Below are 21,528 nucleotides of genomic sequence, written 5' to 3' on the forward strand. Positions count from 1 at the left end.
GCTAAGAAACACTTACAACACTTGCCTGTATTCTAACCGTCTTCGCTCAGGCCAAGTATATTTTGATACAGGTGCAAAGTATCCCGCGCCATGGCCGAAGCCGAAAAATTGGATCGTATCGTCCCGATATCGGGCATGTTGCGAGCACCCCATAGCGGCTCTGTGAGCGCTTCAGCCATGATGCGCGCGAGGTCATCGGCATCTTCCGGTTTGGCGAGTGCGGGGTTGTTTTCGCCAAGTGCTTCCGCAACGCCGCCGACGCGCGAGGCGATGACGGTCTTTCCGGCTGCGAGCGCTTCCAGAACGATATAGGGCATGGCCTCGGCGCGCGAGGGGACGACGATGTTCTGCGATACCGTGAAGGCTTCCTGTACGCGCATCGCCGGCAACATGCCGATACGGTGACCGAGGCCCCGTTCGACCATCATCCGGTGATATTTGTCTCTGTCCGGCCCGTCGCCGATCATCAGCGCTGAAAGCGGCCTGCCGATCCGCCGTTCCGTTTTCGCAAAGGCATCCACAAACAGATCGGGACCTTTGAGGTCCCGCAGCATGCCGATATAGACGAAATGCACGGAGTCCGATCGTGTCGGTATGGTACGAAAATCTCTTTCGCTGATGCCATTATAGATCATCACAGAGCGGGTGCGCGGCTTGCCGATCTTTCTTTCATAGGTGCGGCGTTCGAAATCGCAGATGAAGATCAGGCCATCGGTGAAAAATTCGAGCATTCGTTCCAGGCTGTGCACCAGCATGCCCTGGAATGAGCCGCGCGAGAAATGCAGGCTTCCGCCATGCGCTGTATAGAGGCGGGCTACGCGATACCTGTTGACCCGCAGGATCGAGCCGAGAACGCGCGCAAGCAGGCCGCCCTTGGCGCCATGCCCGTGCAGCACATCCGGCCGCAAACTCTTGATTTCCTTGTAGCTGCCCCAAAGTGTCGCAGCATCCGAGAGGGTAATTTGCCGTCGGATCGGCAGGCGGATGACGCCAAGAGCGAGATACGGTGCGATATCGTCGAACAGACGATCCTCATGCTCGCCACCCGTCAGGCTGTCGCAAAGGATGCCGACCTGGTGGCCCGCCTTGCTCTGTTCCTCCGCCAAATCCCGGACATGGCGGAAGACGCCGCCGACGGGCGATCTGAAGCAATGAAGGATACGAAGCGGTCGGGCCATAAGCGGGTGCGGTTAGAATAACCGCTCTCTGACATAGATGGTATCGCCTGCCAGCACTGGATCGGAGATACCGACCCGTCCCGTCATGACATGACCGTTGATCTTGCGGGTGACATCCGCGTTGGACTGGTTGGCCCGGCTGGTGAAGCCGCCTGCAACCGCGATGGCATTCTGGATGGTCATGCCCGGCACATAGGAATATTGGCCCGGCTGGCCGACTTCGCCCATAATATAGACCGAGCGATAGCGGTCGATGTCGATGGTGACGTCTGGATCGCGAATATATCCCTGGCGAAGCTTCTGTGCGATCTGGCCTGAGAGCTGCTGCAGGGTCCGGCCGCGGGCAGTGACCTGACCGATCAGCGGGAAGGCGATATAGCCGGCTTGATCGACCGTATAGGTGTTGGTCAGGCCGGCTTGATCGAACACCGTGACGCGCAACCGGTCGCCGCTATCAAGCGTATAGGGCTGGATCGTGGCCTCGTTGAAGGCCTTGGGGGCCGGTTGATAGGTGTTGCAGCCGGTGAGCGCGGCGCTCACGGCAGCCATGCCGAGTGCAAGGACAATCTTTGACTTTGCGAAGGGCATTTCGCGCTCATTAGAAAGGGAAGACACTGCCGTCGTTATCGATCCGTTAGGGTTAACGGCTGGTAAAGAGCAAATCAAATTCCAGGAAAAAATTAGCGATGCTAAAAATAATGCTGGCGAAATACTATTAACGCTTGGGTTACCATAGTCGTTTACGATTAATTTTAGCTTTCTATTACGGAGTTTTGCATATGTCCGGTGTCAACAACACCCAGCAGGATGTGGACATCGATCTCGCTCAGCTCTTTCGCGCTGTGTGGCAGCGGCGGATGCGCGTCGTTGCCATCACGCTGGCCGGCGCCTGCGCGGCATTCGCGATCGCCAAGGTCATGTCGCCGGAATATCGCAGCGAGGCCCGTATCCTCATCGAGCAGCGTGCGCCCGCCTTTGCGACGACGACATCGGGCAACGATGCCGGTGCCGGCCCTCTGCTGGACGAACTGAATATCGCCAGCCAGGTGCAGATCCTGCAGTCGGCGGATCTGGTCAAGCAGGTCATTACCAATCTCAAACTCTACGATCGCCCTGAATTTGCCGCCGGCAACAATGGCTCCGCGCTCTCTGATATTCTCATCAAGCTGCATCTGAAGCGGGCGGCGGCCGACAAGGCCCCGGAAGAGCGCATGCTGGACGCCTTCAACAGCCGCCTGCAGGTCTATCAGATCAACAGCTCGCGCGTGATCGGCATCAGCTTCACGTCCCGCAATCCGGATCTCGCCGCCAGCGTGCCGAATGCCATGGCGCAGGTCTATCTGTCGATGCAGAGTGGCGCCAAGCTCGATTCCAACAGCGAGGCAACGCGCTGGCTCGAGCCGGAGATCACCAGGCTGCGTGATAAGGTCAGCGAAGCTGAAAAGAAGGTCGCCGACTATCGCTCCGCCAATGGTCTGCTCCAGACCAGCCAGAACAACAATTTCGCGACGCAGCAGCTTGCCGATATTTCGACGCAGCTGGCACAGGTACGTGGCGACAGGGCCAATGCCGAGGCGCGCGCGCAAGCAGTTCGCAGCGCGCTATCGAGCGGTCGCTCCACCGATACGCTTGCCGACGTTTCAGGGTCGGTGGCCATTCAGCGTCTAAAGGCGACCCAGTCGAATCTCGAGTCGCAAATATCGGATCTGTCCACGACGCTTATGGATGGGCATCCGCGGCTGAAGAGCCTGCGGGCACAGCTCATCGATATCCGTCAGCAGATCGATCGCGAGACCCAGAGGATTCTCGCAAGCATCGAGAACGAGGCGAAGGTTGCGCAGCTGCGCGAGCAGCAGCTTCTGGCGCAATCGAACACGCTGAAAGCCGACAGCGCCCGGGCAGGGGAGGACGAAGTCGGCCTCAATGCACTGGAGCGTGAAGCTGCGGCAGAACGACAATTGCTCGAGACCTATCTTGCCCGTTATCGCGAGGCGGCCTCCCGCGTCGACAAGAACTCCAGCCCTGCCGATGCGCGCATCGTTTCTACGGCAGTCGAGCCGGTCGATCCGTCGTTCCCGAAGGTCGGCCCGATCGTCGTCGTCGCTACCCTTGCCACCTTCATCCTCACGGCCATCGTTATCATGCTTGCAGAGCTGTTCAGCGGCCGTGCATTGCGGCCGGTCGGGCCTGCCCGCAAGGAAGATGCCGGCGCGCCGGAGACGGCGAAGCGCACTGAACCCGTTGGCGAGCCTGCTCCAGTTCGGGCAGTTACGAGGGCGACCGGTGCCGAGGCGCCGGCAAGCATGCTTTCGGTTCCGTCAGAGGAAATCGCGGCTCAGGCGGCAAACGCTGCGATTGCTCCCGACGCGGCTATTGCCTCGGGCACTGCAATCGCTCCGGACCATGAACCCAGGCAGGCTGCTAGCACGACGGAAGAAGAGGAGGATTTCTCTATCCAATCCGTCGCCGATTATCTGATCGACAGCGGCTCGCGGCTGGCGATCGCCATATCTCCAACCGGTGACAATGGTTCGACCGCGACGGTCATGCTGGCGCGGACCATCGCCGATGCCGGGAGCCGTATCGTGCTCGTCGACATGACCGGCACGGGATGTCCGTCCAGGCTCATGGCCGAGCATGAGGAACTTCCCGGCGTCACCGACCTGCTGTGCGGCGAAGCGGCGTTTGGCGATACGATCCATCCGGATCGCCTGTCGGATGCTCATCTCGTGCCGCAGGGCATGAGCGACCTTGCCCGCGCCATGCGCGGCGCCGACCGTCTGTCGCTGATCCTCGACGCGCTGGGTTCTGCCTATGACATCGTTCTGGTGGAATGTGGCGCGGCCGAAGTCTCCGGCGTCGCTCGGCTGACGCGCAGCAAGGAAACGGAAATCATCCTCTCCATGCCTGAGCCCGATGAAGGCCAGTTTATCGTTGCCATGACGGAATTCCAGAAGGCCGGCTACGAGCACATCATTCTGATGTCCGGCTGGCGTGAGGAGCATGATCCCAATACGCGCCGGGACGCAGCCTGATCAATCCGCGTCACTGCCTCCGTCATCCGATGCGGCGGCGGCTCCGTGCTGCGCCCGCAGCCGCTGGATGAAGGAATAGAGCTTGCGATTGGATTTGATCGCGACCTTCGCACGCGTGATGACCCGGTTCGCCATTGCCGCAAGACGCCCCGTGCCTGAGACGGGCAGGAAGAGATCATACTGCACCGTTTCCATCGGGCACCAGGAACGCTTGTAGATCTGGTCACCGATACCGAAATCGAAGAGCGCGACGCCTTCGCGATGCAGCCGCTCGATCATCAGCCAGAACAGCAATTCGCCGGGGCTGGCCTCCGCAACCAGCGCCTCGTCGATGGAAGCAAACTGGCAGATGACATGATCCCCCTTGCGGGACAGGGCAGCGATGGCCGGAATATGGCCTTCGTGTTCGCCTTTCAGGCTCAGCGCATGCATCTGCAGCGTCGCGCCATCGTCTTGGCGCCGGTGCAACATCGCGTGCAGCGCGGCCTTGATTCCGGCATCCTTGAACGCGTCTGGCAAACCGGCCTCCTTGAAGCGGATCGCCTTCTGCCGGAAGAACAGATCGAGCAATGCGTCCTGCTCGTCAGGACCGGCAATCACATATTCGTAGCCACCTTTGGCATCGAGAAGTCTGCTTTGATGCTTGAACTTCTTGCGCCGGCGCTTGGCATTCACTTGCTTCAGGCTTGCTTCGAAGCTGCCGAGGAAGGGCATCTGAAAGGCATGGTTCTGATTTTCGATCGACGTCAGCGAAGCGAGCAGGCTTTTGCGACCGCGCCATTCGAGCGGGACGTTGCGCAGGATCATGACGTCCACCTTGCCGCGCAAAGCCGCCGAGATGGCGCTCGCCTGAGCGGCCGTCAATTCTCCATTTGTCAGGAACCGCGCGGAAAACAGGCCGGTGTTGATATTGTTGTGGTGGCCTCCGATAAACTCGGCTCGTCTTGCCCCGCGACTGCGGATGATCTCGAGCGGCAGGATGAAGGCAACCTGGTCTCCGATGGAGCCACGGACAATAGCGAGAGGGCGTTCGAGGTTCTCCACCCAGGCCGCACACCAGTCATAGCTCTGGTGCAGCGAATTGAGATCGTCCCGTTCCAGTGCACGCCATTCGGCTTCCAGCGGTACCATACTGTCGAAGATGTCGATCCGCAGTTGATCGGCGCCGGCAGGCTGGGTTGGGATGGACGCAATGCGATCCTCCGCTGCTTCGGCGGCCATGCCGGCGATATCTCGCGTCTGGGTCTGCATCCGATCTTCTCCGCTTTGGCGGCATTCGACTGCAGTCTGGCGGGCAACGGCTTATTTTTGACTTAAGATGAGACATTCGTGCCGGACAAGGCGCGGATCAGGGTTAGCCTTGTGTAAATCGGGCCGGGTCGTGCGTCATTGCGGGCGCGGTCCGGCCATCCACTTGATGATGCCCATCGCCGGCAGCACCCAGATGATGCCGCTGACAAGGAAATAGAGGAAATGCACCCAGCCGGGTTGATCTGCAAGCGTTCGCACTGCAACGATCATGGCAACGATCGCATAGATTGCAACCAACAGCACGAGCAGGATCATGCCAACGAATTTGCGCAGGCGAAGGGGCACGGGGTTTTCTCCTCATTATAAACAGCATGCCGCGACGGCATGCCGCAAACTCCCGGGACTTGTTTTGCACGCCCCTATCGGGCAAATCAACAGCCTGATCGAAGGGAGAAGCCATGGCTGCCACTAATTTTACGACCGAACAGGCTATTTTGAAGGAAGTGGCTCGTCAGGACAGCAATCGCCGCGCCATTCGTCTCTGGCTCGCCTGTGTTCTTCTGGTTCTCTTCGCCCTCGTGCTGGTGGGCGGCGCCACACGTCTCACCAATTCCGGCCTGTCGATCACGCAATGGCAGCCGATCCACGGCGTCATCCCGCCGCTGAGCGCGCAGGAATGGCAGGACGAATTCGACCTCTACAAGCGCATCCCGCAATTCCAGATCCTGAACAAGGACATGACGGTCGAGGAGTTCAAGGGCATCTTCTGGTGGGAGTGGGCGCATCGCCTGTTGGCGCGCACCATCGGTGTCATCTTCGGCCTGCCGTTGCTGTTCTTCGTCCTGACCGGTCGCGTCGAGCGCAAGCTCTGGCTGCCGCTGGCCGGCATTTTCCTGCTGGGCGGCCTTCAGGGAGCGATCGGCTGGTGGATGGTATCTTCGGGCCTAGAGGCGCGCACCGATGTCAGCCAGTATCGCCTTGCGACCCATCTCGTCACGGCCTGTCTGATCTTTGCCGCCTGCATGTGGTTCATGCGTGCCCTGTCGCCGCATTCGAACGAACCGCCGCCGACACGCTATTCGGCGAAACTCGCCGGTTTGATCGCCTTCATGGCGCTGTTCCAGATCTATCTCGGCGCTCTCGTCGCGGGTCTCGACGCGGGCCTCAGCTACAACACCTGGCCGCTGATGGATGGTGCCGTCGTGCCCGGCGATCTTTTCATACAGTCACCGGGCTGGATCAATTTCTTCGAGAACCCGAAGACGGTCCAGTTCGTTCACCGTCTCGGCGCCTATGCGCTCTTCGCCGTCGTCGCCATCAACATGATCCTCTCGCTGCGCGCGGCGGCGCAAACGACCCATGCGCGGCGATCCGTCGTTCTCTTCGTGCTCGTGCTGATCCAGGCGATCCTCGGCATTTCGACATTGCTGTTGCATGTGCCGCTGGATCTGGCCCTGGCGCATCAGGCCGGTGCCCTGATCGTTTTCGGTTTCGCAATTGCCAATTGGCGAGGCTTCTATGGCGAACTGCCGCGCCAGACCTCGATCGTCGTGAGAGATTGAGACGCTTTGCGCCTCAATCTTTTTAGCGCGAGGAGGCGACGCTTGCTGCCGACGACACGCGTGTTACCACTTTCAGCCGCTTGATTTCGCCGCGCCGGAAGGCGGCCAGGAAGCGGTTGTAATCCTTGAAGACCACGCAGCCATTCGATTCGCCACGGCCGCCTCTGAGCATGTAGGTGTGAGCCAGCAGGCCGTCGCGGCCATAGACGCGAGCGCCGTTTGCAGGCGTCAGACGCAGCGCCTGCACGCCATGGAACAGGCTTTCTCTATAGGTCAGGTTATAAGTTTCAGGTGGGGTCGGGCCGGTGTTTTTGCGATCGACATAGCGAGGATTGTCACGCATATGGCCCAGGCCGGAATGAGCCTCGAGGCGTTCGCCGCTCGGCAGATAAACTGTCTTCGCCTCGATGTCGTAAATCGCTGTGCCTGCGCCGGGGCTGATCGCCGCAAACGGATTGATGAACGGCTTGGTCTTGCGGACGGAGCTGTCATCCGGATCGGCGTAGGCCGTGAGGCGTGATGGCGGCTGAGCGGTTGCTTCGTCGCCCGTTGCCCTGGCGATGGCGCTTGTGGCGTTGGCGCGCTGTATGGGCGTCTCGCGGGCGGGGCGGGCCACGGGAATGACGTTCAGGACAGCTTCGGCCACCGCAATGTCGGCGTCCTTGGCGGGCAACGGCTTGGCTTCAGCAATGGCGGGCAAGCTCACCGCCGGGGCTGCCGAAGCGACCGCCGCAGGCTGCACGGCCGCCTTTGCCGGGCTTGCGGCCGGCATCAGGACGGCGGCGTATTTCGCCTGGCCGAACGATTGCAGGGCGGTTGCGAAGTTTATGGCGATCACCTTGCGCAAGCGATCAACCTTCTCGGGCGAGGCCTCTGCCACTTCGATACGGCCGCTCTTTATGCTTGCCGCCACGTCTTGCGCCTGCTTCATATCGGAGGTTTGCTGCGCAAGCGCGTAGGCCAGTTGCAATCGAACCGCCTCCGCGCCGGCGCCTTTCGTTTGAACATCCGCGTCTGCGATGCTGCCGAAGCGGCTCTGTCCATGCAGTGAGGTCGTCTGGCTGGCGTAGCGGGCAGGATGGGCCGCGCGGCTTGGCGGAACGATGAATGCCGATGCGCGCGGCGCCAGGAAATTGTCGGTCGACGTCGCCGCGCCGGGAAGCGACAGCACCATCGATTGCGTCGTCATCAGCGTGGCGGTAACCCAGGCGAAAGCCGCCACGGCGACGCCGGTGGCCAAAGTGCCGGGACGGATGCTGAAGAATTTTTTCGATCGCGAGGCGTAGCCGGAGCGCGAATTGAAGTTACCGAACGTTTCGGTCACGAACGCCATGATACTCGTTATCCAAACTACACAGACACCAAGCCGGCTCAAGAACGCACACGCGCCCTAACGCGAGTGTCGCGTTCGGTCGCCAACTTGCCGGCTGTCTGGAAGCATGCCGAATTATGGTAACCAATTCCTTTACGATGGCTCATTCTTGGATATTCATTGAAAAAAGGGATAGTTTTGAACGCCCCACTCATCCGGACCAGTAGAGCCGTTAAAGAGGAAATCCGGCCGACAATTGGTCGCGGAGCCTCACAGGCGTTCACTTTTCCGTGTAGCTTCGGCTAATTTAGAGCGGCGGCAAAAATAAGGCCGAGAACGATCGCGAGTTCGAAATCACGCAAAACGCCTTGCAGGCATGAAAAAGCTCGGCCTGATCGATCCTCTACGGATGAACGGGCCGGGCCGATCGAGCTTCGATCTGCGTCAGGCTGAGTTAGGCGCTCAGCATCAGATCCATGTTCTGTACGGCTGCACCCGATGCGCCCTTGCCGAGATTGTCGAGCAGCGCCACCAGATTGACCTGCGCTCCGCCCGGCGTGCCGAAGACGAAGAGCTTCATCGTGTCTTTGCCGGCGAGCTCGACAGCGTTGACGCGGGGCAGGGCACGGCTTTCATCGAGCGATACGACCTGCACGATATCCTGACCGGCATAATGGTCGACGAGTGCGGCGTGAATGCTCTCCAGCGTCGCGCCCTCCGCGAGATCGCCGAGATGCAGCGGCACCTGCACGATCATGCCCTGGGGGAAGCGGCCGACGGAGGGTGAGAAGATCGGCGCACGCTCCAGCAGGCCGTGCGTCGTCATCTCGGGCACATGCTTGTGGGTCAGCGGCAGGCCGTAGAGGAAATGCGGCGCGCTGATCGCATCCGGATGATCCGGATTTTCCATCTGGGCGATCATCTGCTTGCCGCCGCCGGTATAGCCGGAAACCGCATTGACCGTCACGGGATAGCCCGTCAGAAGAATGCCGGCAGCGCGCAGCGGCCGGATGACACCGATCGCACCCGTCGGATAGCAGCCGGGATTGGCGACGAAACGTGCTGCCCTGATCTTGCTGCCCTGGTTGCTGTCCATCTCGGCAAAGCCATAGGCCCAGTCGGGATGGATGCGGAAAGCCGTCGAGGTGTCGATGACGCGGACATTGTTATTGCCCGCCACCATCTTCACCGCTTCCTTCGACGCATCGTCGGGCAGGCAGAGGATGGCGATATCGGCGCCGTTCAGCATGTCCTCGCGCATGGCGGCATTGCGGCGTTCGGCTTCGGGAATGGACAGCAGCTCGACATCGCGGCGGTCGGCCATGCGCGTGCGGATCTGCAAGCCCGTGGTTCCGTGTTCGCCATCGATGAAGATTTTCGGTGCCATCTTATTCCTGCTCTTTCAATAGGTTGAGAGTGTTTCCGGACTCAGTTTGCCACGCAGTTGATTCAATTTCATAACGGTCGTTGCTGAAGCGGCAGGGCGGCTTTCGAAAACGCTCGCGCCTATCCCGAAATCATGTCTCAACGGCCGCTCGCACGCCGTTCGGCGTGGAGACCGAGCATATACATCGCCACGGTCGCGCCCGCAATGGCGGTGATATCGGCGTGATCGTAGGCGGGCGACACTTCCACGACGTCGGCACCCCGGATGTCAAGCTGATGCAGCCGCTGCAGCACCGACAGGATCTTGGCGCTGGAAGGGCCGCCGGCGACCGGCGTTCCCGTGCCCGGAGCATAGGCCGGGTCGAGACAATCGATATCGAAGGTCAGATAGGTCGGTGCGCCCTTGGTATGAGAGATGATCATCGAAGCGATCTCGCCGGCACTCATATCCTCGATCTGATGGCCGCACAGAATCTGGATGCCGAAATCGTCAGGCGCATGCGTGCGGATGCCGATCTGAATGGAGCAGTCCGGGTCGATCAGCCCGTCACGTACGGCGCGTGCAACGAAGGAGCCGTGGTCGATACGCTTGCCGTCGTCGTACCAGGTATCTTGATGGGCATCGAACTGCACCAGCGCCAGTGGTCCATGCTTGGCGGCATGCGCCTTCAATATCGGCCAGGTGACGAAGTGATCACCGCCGAGGGTCAGCATGAAGGCGCCGCTGTCGAGAATGGTGGTCGCCTGGCGCTCGATCGCTGCCGGGGTCTCCTGATGATTGCCGTAGTCGAGCAGGCAGTCGCCATAGTCGATGACGGCCATCTCGGCAAAGAGATCGCGGTTGAAGGGATATTGCGGATCGTTGTCGAAGATCGCAGACGCACGGCGGATCGCCTGCGGCCCGAAGCGCGTTCCCGGCCGGTTCGAGGTGGCGGCATCGAAGGGGATGCCCCAGACCACGGCGTCGACACCCTCAAGCGATTTGGTGAAACGGCGGCGCATGAAGGAGAGGGCACCGGCAAAGGTCGGATCGCTGGCAGCCGAGGTCAGGCTGGTGGCCGTGAAGGCGTGATCAATCGATGTGCTCGGCAATGACATCTCCTTCATTCGCCAGAAAATCATAGGCCCGTTCTACCCGTCCTATGCGAACCTTGTATTGCTCATACCAGCGCTCGCGGCCGAGCTTCTGCGCCGCCAGATGGGCGACGACGTTCTTCCAGGCGAGAATGCTTTCCTCGTCTCGCCAGAAGGAGTTGGTGACGCCGAAGCCATCGGCGCCTCTCGCGCTCTCAAGTCCAAGACAGCCGTCTTGCGCCAGCGCCATTTCCTCCATGCGCTCGCCCATGGCGCCATAGCCGTTGTCGCCGACGGTTCGGATCGAGGCGAAGGAGACAATATAATAGGGCGGCTCGGGAGTGGCCGCAAAGCGGGATGCCTTGTTGGTGCTCATGACGTGCCTCACGGAGTGGAACGGAATTCCGTTCGTGAATCGCGGATGTCTAAAGCATATCGCGCAAAAGTGTGCAGCGGTTTTGCGACAACGACATGCCTAAATCAAAGACCTAAAGCGCAAGAAGCGATTCTGAAAGATCGCACCGCGCTTTAGGATTCGCTTATTTGCCCGATCTGGCGGCGCATTGATATGCCTTTTTCACGCAGGCGATCTGCGGTGTCGAGCATTCGGCCTGCCCATTGGTCACGACACAATAGGAGCAGCTGTCGTTGAACTCGCGACAGTCTGGGTTTGCCTGGAGGAAATCCTTCATGCTCTGCATATCCGCCGTGGTTTCGGCCGGTGGAGAGGGCTGGGCATCATCGCACAGAGCAGGTGCGGCGCTTACGATCAAAAGCAGAAGCGAAAAGATGAATCCACGCATTGAACTCTCCCGGTGCTTGTATCGGGATTTTGCCACAAAATGCGTCGCATGCCTTGGCGGATCAGCATCTTTTTGCATGCTGCAAAAGAAAAAGGCCGGGAAAACCCGGCCTTTCCAAAAATCCGATCTCGGATAAGCGATTAACGCTTGGAGAACTGGAACGAACGACGTGCCTTTGCACGGCCGTACTTCTTGCGTTCGACAACGCGGCTGTCGCGGGTGAGGAAGCCACCCTTCTTCAGCACCGAGCGCAGGCCCGGCTCGAAGTAGGTGATCGCCTTGGACAGGCCGTGACGAACGGCACCGGCCTGGCCGGAGAGGCCGCCGCCGGCTACGGTTGCGATGATGTCGAACTGGCCGTCACGGGCAGCAGCGACAATCGGCTGACGCAGGATCATCTGCAGAACCGGACGGGCAAAATAAGCCGTGTAGTCCTTGCCGTTGACGATGATCTTGCCGGAGCCGGCCTTGACCCATACGCGGGCGACGGCGTCCTTGCGCTTGCCGGTCGCGTAGGAGCGACCGAGCGAGTCAACCTTGCGGACGTGAACCGGAGCAGCTGCTGCTTCCGACGTCGTGCCGAGATCCTTCAGGGAGGAGAGGTCAGCCATTATCAGGCGCTCCTTACGTTCTTCTTGTTCAGCTTGGCGACGTCGAGGACGACCGGCTGCTGGGCTTCGTGGGGATGGTTGGAGCCGGCGTAGACGCGCAGGTTCTTCATCTGGCGACGGCCGAGCGGGCCGCGGGGAACCATGCGCTCGACGGCCTTCTCAACGACGCGCTCCGGGAAGCGGCCTTCGATGATCTGACGAGCCGTACGCTCCTTGATGCCGCCGGCATAACCGGTGTGCCAGTAGTAAACCTTGTCTTCGTACTTCTTGCCGGTGAAGACGACCTTGTCGGCATTGATGACGATGACGTTGTCGCCGTCGTCGACGTGCGGCGTGAAGGTAGCCTTATGCTTGCCGCGCAGACGCATTGCGATGATAGAAGCGAGACGGCCAACGACAAGCCCTTCGGCGTCGATGAGAACCCACTTCTTCTCCACCTCTGCAGGCTTCTGGGAGAAGGTTGCCATGTTGCATACTCTCTTTTAGGACCCTTGGCCCGAAGGCGTCTGGGCGTTTCTTGTTGCTTGATTTGGCGCGCATGGATGCGTGCCAAAAAGAAAGCAGCCCGGAAAGGCTGCAATCTGCGGCGGCTTATAGATCGATTAGGAGCCAGGGTCAATATCGCCCGATTGGCAGGCTGTAAAAATTATAAAGTAAAATCAGTGTGTTACTTATGTGGTAAAATAAAACCACATAATTTATCGTCAGCCCAGCCGCAAAACCAGCACTCCGCCAGCAATAATGGCGCCGGCAATATAGCGCCAGATGCTGGACCGCTCCTTCAAAACGACGACGGATATCACCAAAGCGAAGAGGATCGAAGTCTCGCGCAAGGCGGCGACCATGGCGACCGGTGCCTTGGTCATCGCCCACAACGCCAGCCCGTAAGAAACGATCGAGCCGCCGCCGCCAATAAGCCCGCGCCACCAGTTATAGCGAACGTGGGCGGCGACGGCATTGATGCCGCGCTGCGATATCGCCCAGGCGAAAAGGAGAATGGGAGGCAGGAGCGCCATCCATAGGGTATAGGAAACCGAATTGCCCGATATCCGTGCGCCGATGCCGTCGACATAGGTATAGGTCGCGATGACAACGGCATTGGCAAGGGCCAGAACGATCGCCCGGCTGCTGCCCTTTCGCGCCTCGAAGGCAAGCGTCAATATGCCGGCACAAATGGTCATGGTGCCGATCAATGCGCCGCCCGAAAGCGTTTCCTTCAGGATGAAGCTGCTTGTAGAGACAATGATGAGTGGGGCGACACCGCGCATCAGCGGATAGACGAGCCCGATATCCCCGGCGCGATAAGCGGCGGCCACCAGCTGGAAATAGGCGAATTGAAGGATGGCTGATGCGCCGATGAATGGCCATGCCGCAGAGGCTGGCAGGGGAAGGAACGGCAGAAGGGGCAATGCCGCGGCTGCGCCTCCGGCCGAAACCAGCGCCGCATCGAGCGACTTGTCGGTTCCAGCCTTGATGATCGCATTCCACGTCGCGTGCAACAGGGCGCCGAAAAGGACGAGCGCGATAACATCGAGAGACACGGAAAACCTCGGAAATTGGCAGGCGCAATGGCAATGCTTGGTATTTTGTGGGAATGCGGTCCCCATATGATCCGCAATACATCGAAAAGCAACGAAATATCGGTTATTCTGACGGCTTGCCCATTTGCTCCGGTCATGACGGGCGCCGAGAGTGGCGTTTTCGTTCTGTTCCAGATTGCCCTTTCCAGCATTATAAATAACTAATTTATTCGAGTATGAAGCGCGAACAAATATCGCATGTCCTGTGAACGCGGGAGTAGCATTAGACACTTCTTACTTAAAAACGACAGAGGGCCATGTCGCCTGCAGCGCCGCGTGTGACCGGGCGTGCGAAAATCGCGGCGAAAACGCTGCACACAATCTCTCTTCCTCTCATGAATAGAGTGGATAATTCTACAAGAGATGAAAAATATTACAGCTAACGCGCGCCGCAGCGGATAAAAATCATACTAAGAGTTAAGTATAGAATCGTCGAATCAAAAATCGGCGGTGTATATCATTGCGCGAGCTCGAAAATTATTCTGTGGAAAAATAACGGAAATAGCATATGTTTCGCGTTCGCATTCGGTTCTCGTTTGAATTGACTGTTCATGCGAAGTTTCTAATTTATATGTGAATAAATAGCGAACAAAGATTGCATTTCCTGAGAACGCAACTCCACGGCATCTGCAAAATTTATGAAAGCGCTTTGGGGGAGGGCTTGAGCGGAGGCACATAAATACACCCGCACAGGCACAGTACCGAAGATGCGCCGTGCCTGGGACAATCAATGGTCGTACCGAACCCGTCAGCCGTCCGCCATATCCAGCAGTAGCGTATTGCGATCAGCGGGGGAAAATCAAATCATCGTCATCGAGGTCGGTTGTCGGCCGGCATATATAGACCGGACAGGAAGCGCGATCCTTCGTGGGAAGATAATCCTGATAGGCGTAAAAGCCCAGATCGCATGCGCCGCTGTCCGCGACATAGCGATCATAGAGCGTCATGTTCGGTGTTCTCTTGGCCGGATAGCGCATGATGACCGCACGCTCCCGGTTGATAACAGCCCTGGCCTCAGCGCAGGTCATGGACATGGAATTATATCGCGAAATGGCGAATGCCGGCGTTGCGGCCGAAGTGACGAGCAGGCCCAGCAGGATGAATTTTTTCATCTGAGTAATCCTCCCTGAAGTTGTTATAATACAATATATATACGCGGAGACCGCCATTGCGGTTTCCATATTTGTGACAAAACGCAAGTGTGATCGAGGTGGGAGGCTTCGTGATGAACCACGATAGTTATGACGATTCCTATATAGCCGATATCCTCTTGTCCGTAAGGACCATCGCGCTCGTCGGCGCTTCGCCCAATCCTGCGCGCCCGAGCAACGGTGTGATGGCCTATCTCCTGAACAGGGGCTATCGCGTCATCCCCATCAATCCCGGACAGGCCGGCAAGGAGATTCTGGGACAGTGGGTCTATGCACGCCTGGCCGACATTCCCGAGCCTGTGGATATGGTCGATGTTTTTCGGGCGCCCGAGTATCTCCGATCGGTCGTGGAGGAGACGATCATGATCGAGCCGCGGCCGCCGGTCATTTGGGGTCAGCTTGGCGTGCGCGACGACGCCGCCGCGGCAAGAGCCGAAGCCGCAGGGGTGAGGGTCGTCATGGACCGCTGCCCGGCTATCGAGTATCCGCGCCTGGTCGCTTGACCGAGATCATGCACGACATCGGCATTCGGCCGTTTATCGCGCGATCTCGCTGAAAGATGGCAAGTTTTTTCCGCGAGCCGAGAAGCACGGCAAAGTTCGCGGTTAACTTTCATATGCCAGGCGTTATGCTTTTCCCGTTACGAACAAAATCCGGGAGGAAAAATATGCCAAGCAGCCGGAACCCAGGTTTCGACACGCTCGCGATCCACGCGGGCGCGCAGCCGGACCCGACGACAGGCGCGCGCGCGACGCCGATCTACCAGACGACATCCTTCGTTTTTCAGGACGCCGATCACGCCGCTGCCCTGTTTGGATTGCAGCAGTTCGGCAATATTTACACCCGTATCATGAACCCGACGCAGGCGGTGCTGGAAGAGCGGGTGGCGGCTCTTGAAGGCGGAACCGCGGCTCTCGCGGTCGCCTCCGGTCATGCGGCCCAGCTGCTCGTCTTCCATGCCATCATGCAGCCGGGCGACAATTTCGTTGCGGCCAAGCGGCTCTATGGTGGCTCGGTCAATCAGTTCGGGCAATCCTTCAAGAATTTCGACTGGCGGGTCCGCTGGGCCGATCCCGCCGATCTCTCAACCTTCGAATCGCAGATCGATGGGCGCACCCGTGCCATCTTCATCGAAAGCCTTGCCAATCCCGGCGGTACCTTCGTTGATATCGCCGCGATTGCGGCCATCGCGCACAAGCACGGCCTGCCGCTGATCGTCGACAACACCCTGGCGAGCCCCTATCTCATCCGGCCGCTGGAGCATGGCGCCGATATCGTCGTGCACTCGCTGACGAAGTTCCTCGGCGGCCATGGAAATTCCATGGGCGGCATCATCGTCGACGGCGGCACTTTCGACTGGTCCGCCTCAGGCAATTATCCCATGCTGTCTTCACCGCGTCCGGAATATAACGGCATCGTGCTGCATGCGACCTTCGGCAATTTCGCTTTCGCCATCGCCTGCCGGGTGCTGGGCCTGCGCGATCTCGGCCCGGCCATCTCGCCGTTCAATGCCTTTCTGATCCTGACGGGCATCGAAACGCTGCCGCTGCGCATGCAGCGCCACTCCGACAATGCGCTCGCCGTTGCACGCTGGTTGAAAACGCAGGGGAAGGTGGCATGGGTCAACTATTCCGGCTTGGAGGACGATCCGAACCACGCCCTTCAGCAGCGTTACTCACCGAAAGGCGCCGGCTCCGTCTTCACCTTCGGACTGAAGGGTGGTTATGAAGCGGGCAAGGGGCTGGTCGAAGGCCTGGAGCTCTTCTCGCATCTTGCCAATATCGGCGATACGCGTTCGCTCGTCATCCATCCTGCCTCGACGACCCACAAACAGCTGACCGACGAGCAGAAGGTTGCCGCCGGCGCCGGCCCGGATGTGGTGCGTTTGTCGATCGGCATAGAGGATGTCAAGGACATCATCGCCGACCTGGAACAGGCACTGGCAAAAGTCTGAGGACTGGCCCGGCAGGAAGCCGAAAAAGCTTGTCGGCCTCTTTGATCGAAGTGCATTTCATGCTTGTTTCGGTCCGCGATCGCCAATGTCGATCGCGGACTTTTTGGGCCTTGGCAAAGCGTGACCGACGGGAGACTTAAGTGGCAACCTATGTGCAACTGAATGTCGATGGCGTGGAGCCCGAGGCGGGAGCACCCGCAGCGGACCGTCTCATTTCGGGAGCCCCGACCTTCCGAACCTGGAGCCTCGATGAGGCCGATGGCGGCCTTTATGCCGGCATTTGGGAGGCGACGCCGGGGAAGTGGAAGATCGCCTATGACGAGTGGGAGTATTTCAACATTCTCTCCGGCTATTCCATTGTGACAGCCGATGACGGCGAGACGTTTCATCTGCGCGCAGGCGACCGCATGATCTTGAAGCCAGGCTTCAAGGGGACATGGGAAGTTATTGAAACGACTCGCAAGGACTATGTAATCCGCCTTTGAGTATCGTCTTGATTCAAAACGTGAAGATCGCCTTGCCTTGTGAAAGGATGCGAGCCTTTTCCTGCGGCTCCGCAATGGCCGCCATGCTTGCCGTAGGTTGTGTCACCGCCGCTTCATTAAACTGTCATCAAACTGAAACAATGCGGCATTAGAGCCATCACTGTCGCCAGGAGGTCGAGGTGGGGTTCCTAACCGATGGGATACTTCGTGCTTAGCTCCTGCTCGCCATCCTTTCATCACTCTGGGAAGTGAGTTCAATCATGTTGAATCAAAAATTTCGTTCGCTCTGCCTGACTGCAGGCTTCATCGCGGCTATGTCCGTTTCGGCCTCGGCTGCCGACATCACGGGCGCCGGCTCGAGCTTCATCGCACCGGTTCTGTCCAAGTGGGCTGAAGGCTACAAGGCTGCGACGAACAATGTCGTCAACTATCAGTCGGTCGGTTCGGGCGCCGGCATCAAGCAGCTCCTCGACAAGACCATCGTATTCGGCGCTTCGGACAAGCCGATGAGCGACGCCGACCTCGAGAAGAACGGCATTGCCCAGTTCCCGATGATCTCCGGCGGTATCGTCGTTTCCTATAACGTCGAAGGCGTAAAGCCGGGCGAACTCGTTCTCGACGGCAAGACGCTTGCCGACATCTTCCTCGGCAAGATCGCCAAGTGGGACGATGCAGCCATCAAGGCTCTCAACCCCGACGTAAAGCTGCCGTCCACCGCGATCTCCGTCGTATATCGCGCCGACAGCTCGGGCACGACCTTCAACTTCACCGACTACCTGGCGAAGGTTTCGCCGGAATGGAAGGAAAAGGTTGGTTCGAACACGGCTGTTGAATGGCCGGTCGGCTTCGGCGCCAAGGGTTCCGAAGGCGTTTCCACCACCGTCAACCAGACGGCTGGTTCGATCTCCTACGTTGAATACTCCTACGTCGTCGCCAACCACATCGGCTTCGCGAAGATGAAGAATGCTGCCGGCAAGGTTATCGAGCCGAGCCTCGACACGTTCAAGGCTGCTGCTTCCAATGCAGATTGGGCCAAAGCCAAGAACTTCAATCTGATCATCACCAATCAGCCGGGCGAAAAGAGCTGGCCGATTGCAGCTTCCACCTGGGTTCTGCTCTACAAGAAGCCGGCAGATGCTGCTAAGAATGAAGAGGCACTGAAGTTCTTCAAATGGTCCTATGAGCACGGCCAGAAGGACGCAACCGCCCTGTCGTATCTTGCGATCCCGGAGAACGTTGCCGAGATCGTCGAGAAGTCCTGGAAGACGGACTTCGGCACGAAGTAATTTGTGCTGGATGAGAAAGTTACGGCGGACAGGGTATTGCCCTGTCCGCCTTTCGTGACAGGACAAGGGGAAATCGATGGCTGACGCGACTCAGACGGCTGGCTTCCAGGCACTGGATACATCCGCCGCCACCAGAAAATTCCGGACGCAGGATCGGATTTTCTATTTCATGACGCTTGGCTCGGCTGCTCTTGTCGTGCTTCTGCTGCTGGCAATCCTCGCAGTTCTCGTCATCGATGCCTTGCCAACCTTCCAGGCCTTCGGACTTTCGTTCCTCTGGGGGACGAAGTGGAGCGCTCCGGTCGATATCTATGGCGCCGTGCCTGCCGTGGTCGGTACGCTGGTGAGTGCACTCATCGCCATGCTGATTGCCGTTCCCCTGAGCATCGGCATCGCCATTTTCCTTACGGAACTTTGCCCCGGCAGCCTGCGCCGTCCGATCAGCACGGCCATCGAGCTTCTGGCGGGCGTTCCCTCCATCATCTACGGCATCGTCGGTCTGTTCATTCTCGTGCCGCTGATGCAGAACTATGTCCTGCCTTTCCTTATGATGACGATCGGCCAGGTGCCGGTGATCGGCCTGCTGTTCCAGCCGCCGGCGCCGGGCGTCGGCCTGTTGACGGCAAGCCTCGTGCTCGCCGTCATGATCCTGCCGTTCATCACCGCGATCGCCCGCGACGTGTTCGGCACCGTGCCGCCGATGCTGCGTGAATCCGCTTACGGCATGGGCATGACGACATGGGAAGTGGCTCGCCACATCCTGATCCCCTATACACGTCGCGGCCTCGTCGGCGGCATCATGCTCGGCCTCGGCCGCGCGCTGGGTGAAACCATGGCCGTTACCTTCGTCGTCGGCTCGGTGAGCCGTCTGCAAGCGTCGATCATCTCGCCGTCCACCACCATTTCCGCCCAGATCGCGAATAACTTCGGCGATGCCGACGGTCTGCAATTGTCGAGCCTGATCGCGCTCGGCCTGCTCCTGTTCGTTCTTTCCTTCTGCGTGCTTGCGCTCGCAAGGTGGATGATCGGCCGCGGCGACTCGCATTGAGGATAAAGCCCATGGAAAATGCAATTCGTCAGAACCTCGTGTCGAGACGCTATGGTAAGAACCGGGTGATGATGGCCTTGTGCTTCCTCGCGGCCGTCCTTGGCATATTCTTTCTCAGCGTGATCCTTGTGAGCCTGCTTTATCGCGGTGTATCGGCGCTCAGCCTCGACGTGTTCACCATGTCGATCCCGGCTCAGGGCTCGCGTGGTGGCCTGATCAACGCAATCTACGGTACTGTGCTGGTCACGGGCTGCGCCATCCTGATCGCCGCGCCGATCGGCATTCTCGCTGGTACCTATCTGGTGGAATATGCCAACGGCACCAAGCTTGCCGAGTTTGCCAAGTTCATCAACGACATCCTGCTGTCTGCACCCTCGATCATCGTCGGCGTGTTCGTCTACGGCGCGGTTGTCGTGCCCATGCATGGCAACTCCGCTATTGCCGGTATTCTGGCGCTGGCGCTGATCGCGCTTCCGGTCGTCAACCGTACGACGCAGGACATGCTTCTGCTGGTGCCGAATGCGCTTCGTGAAGCGACGGCCGCTCTCGGCGCGCCGCGCTGGAAGTCTATGACGATGGTGATCTACCGTTCCGCCTGGACAGGCATCCTCACCGGCATCCTGCTGGCTGTCGCCCGCATCAGCGGCGAAACCGCGCCACTTCTCTTCACCGCCGGTTATAGTAAATTCATGAATGCGGGCCTGACCGGTCCGATCGCCACGCTGCCGGTTGCGATCAACACGCTCGCTGCCGATGCCGGCGAGGATCTGAAACAACTGGCCTGGGCCGGCGCGCTGATCATCACCGTTGCCATCCTTGCGCTTAACGTCCTTGCCCGTGTCTTGAGTGGGCGCCGCCAGTGACGCAGCCGCCGAACGATAGGAATGAGACCATGAACATGAGCGACAGCAATTTCCAGAGCGTCAACGCACAGCCGGGGAAGGACGCCGCGTCCCAGTCGGATCTCGGCCTGGCGAAACTGGAGGTGAAGAACCTCGATTTCACCTATCAGAACGGTCATCGCGTTCTGAAGAGCGTGAATATGAACATCCGCAAGAATGCGGTTACCGCCTTCATCGGCCCTTCGGGTTGCGGCAAGTCCACGCTGCTGCGCACCTTCAACCGCATGTATGATCTCTATCCGGGCCAGACGGTTGCGGGCGAGATTCTGCTGGATGGCCGCAATATTCTCACCAAGGACATCGATCTCAACGATCTGCGCGCCAAGATCGGCATGGTGTTCCAGAAGCCCACGCCGTTCCCGATGTCGATCTATGAAAACGTCGCTTTCGGCATCCGGCTCTATGAGAAGATTTCCAAGGCGGAAATGGACGTCCGCGTCGAAGCGGCGCTGACGGAAACCGCGCTGTGGAGCGAAGTGAAGGAAAAGCTGCATCAGAGCGGTCTTGGCCTTTCCGGTGGCCAGCAGCAGCGCCTCTGCATCGCTCGCGCCATTGCCATTCGTCCCGAAGTTCTGCTGCTCGACGAGCCGACCTCGGCTCTCGACCCGATCTCGACTGCCAAGGTCGAAGAACTCGTGTCGCAGCTGAAGGGCGATTTCACGATCGTCATCGTGACGCACAACATGCAGCAGGCAAGCCGTATCTCCGACAGCACCGCCTTCATGTATCTTGGCGAACTGATCGAATACGGCGCGACCGAGCAGATCTTCCAGGCGCCGAAGGTCAAGCGCACGGAAGACTATATCACTGGTCGTTACGGCTGATCCGGCTGGACATCGCCGCACAATTTGCGAAGGCGCGCTGTTCAGGCGCGCCTTTTGCGTTTGAGAATGGCCGCCTTGTTGGGCGG

At 59.3% G+C, this 21,528-nt stretch carries 22 protein-coding genes; 9 read left to right on the forward strand and 13 right to left on the reverse strand.

Features of this window, described 5'->3' with window-relative positions; genetic code table 11:
• Window positions 1-32: 32 nt before the first annotated feature.
• Together GA0061103_RS10905 and GA0061103_RS10910 are read right to left on the reverse strand one after the other, a co-directional pair.
• Window positions 33-1,178, reverse strand: a complete 1,146-nt coding sequence (locus GA0061103_RS10905) for a glycosyltransferase family 4 protein (protein ID WP_092710785.1) — start codon at window positions 1,176-1,178, stop codon at window positions 33-35.
• Window positions 1,179-1,190: 12 nt separating this feature from the next.
• Entirely contained in the window at window positions 1,191-1,766 is a 576-nt protein-coding gene (locus tag GA0061103_RS10910; RefSeq protein ID WP_092710788.1) for a polysaccharide biosynthesis/export family protein, read from the reverse strand.
• Between the two features lie 191 nt (window positions 1,767-1,957).
• Here GA0061103_RS10910 and GA0061103_RS10915 point away from each other — a divergent pair, with 191 nt between their 5' ends.
• Window positions 1,958-4,213: a GumC family protein gene (locus GA0061103_RS10915; RefSeq protein ID WP_092710791.1), complete on the forward strand. Its 2,256-nt coding sequence runs from the start codon at window positions 1,958-1,960 to the stop codon at window positions 4,211-4,213.
• Here GA0061103_RS10915 and GA0061103_RS10920 read toward each other — a convergent pair whose 3' ends face one another.
• Both GA0061103_RS10920 and GA0061103_RS10925 read right to left on the reverse strand, forming a co-directional pair.
• A complete protein-coding gene (locus tag GA0061103_RS10920) occupies window positions 4,214-5,464 on the reverse strand; it encodes a GNAT family N-acetyltransferase (RefSeq protein WP_092710794.1) in 1,251 nt (416 codons plus the stop codon).
• Between the two features lie 135 nt (window positions 5,465-5,599).
• Window positions 5,600-5,809, reverse strand: a complete 210-nt coding sequence (locus GA0061103_RS10925; protein ID WP_092710797.1) for a DUF2842 domain-containing protein — start codon at window positions 5,807-5,809, stop codon at window positions 5,600-5,602.
• 113 nt (window positions 5,810-5,922) lie between these two features.
• Here GA0061103_RS10925 and GA0061103_RS10930 point away from each other — a divergent pair, with 113 nt between their 5' ends.
• The gene (locus tag GA0061103_RS10930) at window positions 5,923-7,026 is read left to right on the forward strand and encodes a COX15/CtaA family protein (RefSeq protein ID WP_092710801.1); all 1,104 of its coding nucleotides are present in this window, start codon (window positions 5,923-5,925) and stop codon (window positions 7,024-7,026) included.
• A 22-nt stretch (window positions 7,027-7,048) separates the two neighbouring features.
• On the opposite strand, the gene GA0061103_RS10935 is transcribed toward GA0061103_RS10930, so the two are convergent.
• The 9 genes from GA0061103_RS10935 to GA0061103_RS10975 all read right to left on the reverse strand — a co-directional run bounded on the left by GA0061103_RS10935 (window position 7,049) and on the right by GA0061103_RS10975 (window position 14,904).
• A complete protein-coding gene (locus tag GA0061103_RS10935) occupies window positions 7,049-8,359 on the reverse strand; it encodes a DUF2778 domain-containing protein (RefSeq protein ID WP_092710804.1) in 1,311 nt (436 codons plus the stop codon).
• Window positions 8,360-8,792: 433 nt separating this feature from the next.
• The gene (argC, locus tag GA0061103_RS10940; RefSeq protein WP_092710807.1) at window positions 8,793-9,725 is read right to left on the reverse strand and encodes an N-acetyl-gamma-glutamyl-phosphate reductase; all 933 of its coding nucleotides are present in this window, start codon (window positions 9,723-9,725) and stop codon (window positions 8,793-8,795) included.
• A 137-nt stretch (window positions 9,726-9,862) separates the two neighbouring features.
• Window positions 9,863-10,816 (reverse strand): agmatinase, encoded by a 954-nt coding sequence (gene speB, locus GA0061103_RS10945; RefSeq protein WP_092710810.1) that lies wholly within the window; start codon window positions 10,814-10,816, stop codon window positions 9,863-9,865.
• Window positions 10,797-11,174, reverse strand: coding sequence for an antibiotic biosynthesis monooxygenase family protein (locus tag GA0061103_RS10950; protein ID WP_092710813.1), 378 nt, complete (start codon window positions 11,172-11,174; stop codon window positions 10,797-10,799). The genes speB and GA0061103_RS10950 overlap by 20 nt, the downstream gene beginning before the upstream one ends.
• Window positions 11,175-11,337: 163 nt before the next feature.
• The gene (locus GA0061103_RS10955; RefSeq protein WP_092710816.1) at window positions 11,338-11,601 is read right to left on the reverse strand and encodes a hypothetical protein; all 264 of its coding nucleotides are present in this window, start codon (window positions 11,599-11,601) and stop codon (window positions 11,338-11,340) included.
• Window positions 11,602-11,741: 140 nt separating this feature from the next.
• Entirely contained in the window at window positions 11,742-12,212 is a 471-nt protein-coding gene (gene rpsI, locus GA0061103_RS10960) for a 30S ribosomal protein S9 (RefSeq protein WP_075852256.1), read from the reverse strand.
• Between the two features lie 2 nt (window positions 12,213-12,214).
• On the reverse strand, window positions 12,215-12,679 hold the full coding sequence (rplM, locus tag GA0061103_RS10965; RefSeq protein WP_004122374.1) for a 50S ribosomal protein L13: 465 nt from the start codon (window positions 12,677-12,679) through the stop codon (window positions 12,215-12,217).
• A 237-nt stretch (window positions 12,680-12,916) separates the two neighbouring features.
• Complete coding sequence (locus GA0061103_RS10970; RefSeq protein ID WP_092710819.1) at window positions 12,917-13,753, reverse strand: EamA family transporter; 837 nt, start codon at window positions 13,751-13,753, stop codon at window positions 12,917-12,919.
• An 824-nt stretch (window positions 13,754-14,577) separates the two neighbouring features.
• Complete coding sequence (locus tag GA0061103_RS10975) at window positions 14,578-14,904, reverse strand: hypothetical protein (RefSeq protein WP_092710822.1); 327 nt, start codon at window positions 14,902-14,904, stop codon at window positions 14,578-14,580.
• Between the two features lie 113 nt (window positions 14,905-15,017).
• On the opposite strand from GA0061103_RS10975, the gene GA0061103_RS10980 reads away from it, so the two are divergent.
• From GA0061103_RS10980 to pstB, 7 genes are all read left to right on the forward strand, one after another.
• Window positions 15,018-15,446, forward strand: coding sequence for a CoA-binding protein (locus tag GA0061103_RS10980; protein WP_015339469.1), 429 nt, complete (start codon window positions 15,018-15,020; stop codon window positions 15,444-15,446).
• A gap of 164 nt (window positions 15,447-15,610) precedes the next feature.
• Window positions 15,611-16,897 (forward strand): O-acetylhomoserine aminocarboxypropyltransferase, encoded by a 1,287-nt coding sequence (locus GA0061103_RS10985; protein ID WP_092710825.1) that lies wholly within the window; start codon window positions 15,611-15,613, stop codon window positions 16,895-16,897.
• Between the two features lie 140 nt (window positions 16,898-17,037).
• Complete coding sequence (locus GA0061103_RS10990) at window positions 17,038-17,382, forward strand: cupin domain-containing protein (protein ID WP_092710828.1); 345 nt, start codon at window positions 17,038-17,040, stop codon at window positions 17,380-17,382.
• Between the two features lie 314 nt (window positions 17,383-17,696).
• Window positions 17,697-18,668, forward strand: coding sequence for a phosphate ABC transporter substrate-binding protein PstS (gene pstS / locus GA0061103_RS10995; RefSeq protein WP_245304739.1), 972 nt, complete (start codon window positions 17,697-17,699; stop codon window positions 18,666-18,668).
• A gap of 76 nt (window positions 18,669-18,744) precedes the next feature.
• Window positions 18,745-19,716, forward strand: a complete 972-nt coding sequence (gene pstC, locus GA0061103_RS11000; protein ID WP_092710834.1) for a phosphate ABC transporter permease subunit PstC — start codon at window positions 18,745-18,747, stop codon at window positions 19,714-19,716.
• 11 nt (window positions 19,717-19,727) lie between these two features.
• Window positions 19,728-20,579 carry a phosphate ABC transporter permease PstA gene (pstA, locus tag GA0061103_RS11005; protein WP_092710837.1) on the forward strand — a complete coding sequence of 284 codons (852 nt, stop codon included), beginning with the start codon at window positions 19,728-19,730 and terminating at the stop codon, window positions 20,577-20,579.
• A 29-nt stretch (window positions 20,580-20,608) separates the two neighbouring features.
• Window positions 20,609-21,442 (forward strand): phosphate ABC transporter ATP-binding protein PstB, encoded by an 834-nt coding sequence (gene pstB / locus GA0061103_RS11010; RefSeq protein ID WP_092710840.1) that lies wholly within the window; start codon window positions 20,609-20,611, stop codon window positions 21,440-21,442.
• Window positions 21,443-21,528: the final 86 nt, after the last annotated feature.

The sequence above is a fragment of the Martinezella multihospitum genome (genome assembly GCF_900094585.1).
GTDB classification, from domain to species: domain Bacteria; phylum Pseudomonadota; class Alphaproteobacteria; order Rhizobiales; family Rhizobiaceae; genus Rhizobium; species Rhizobium multihospitium.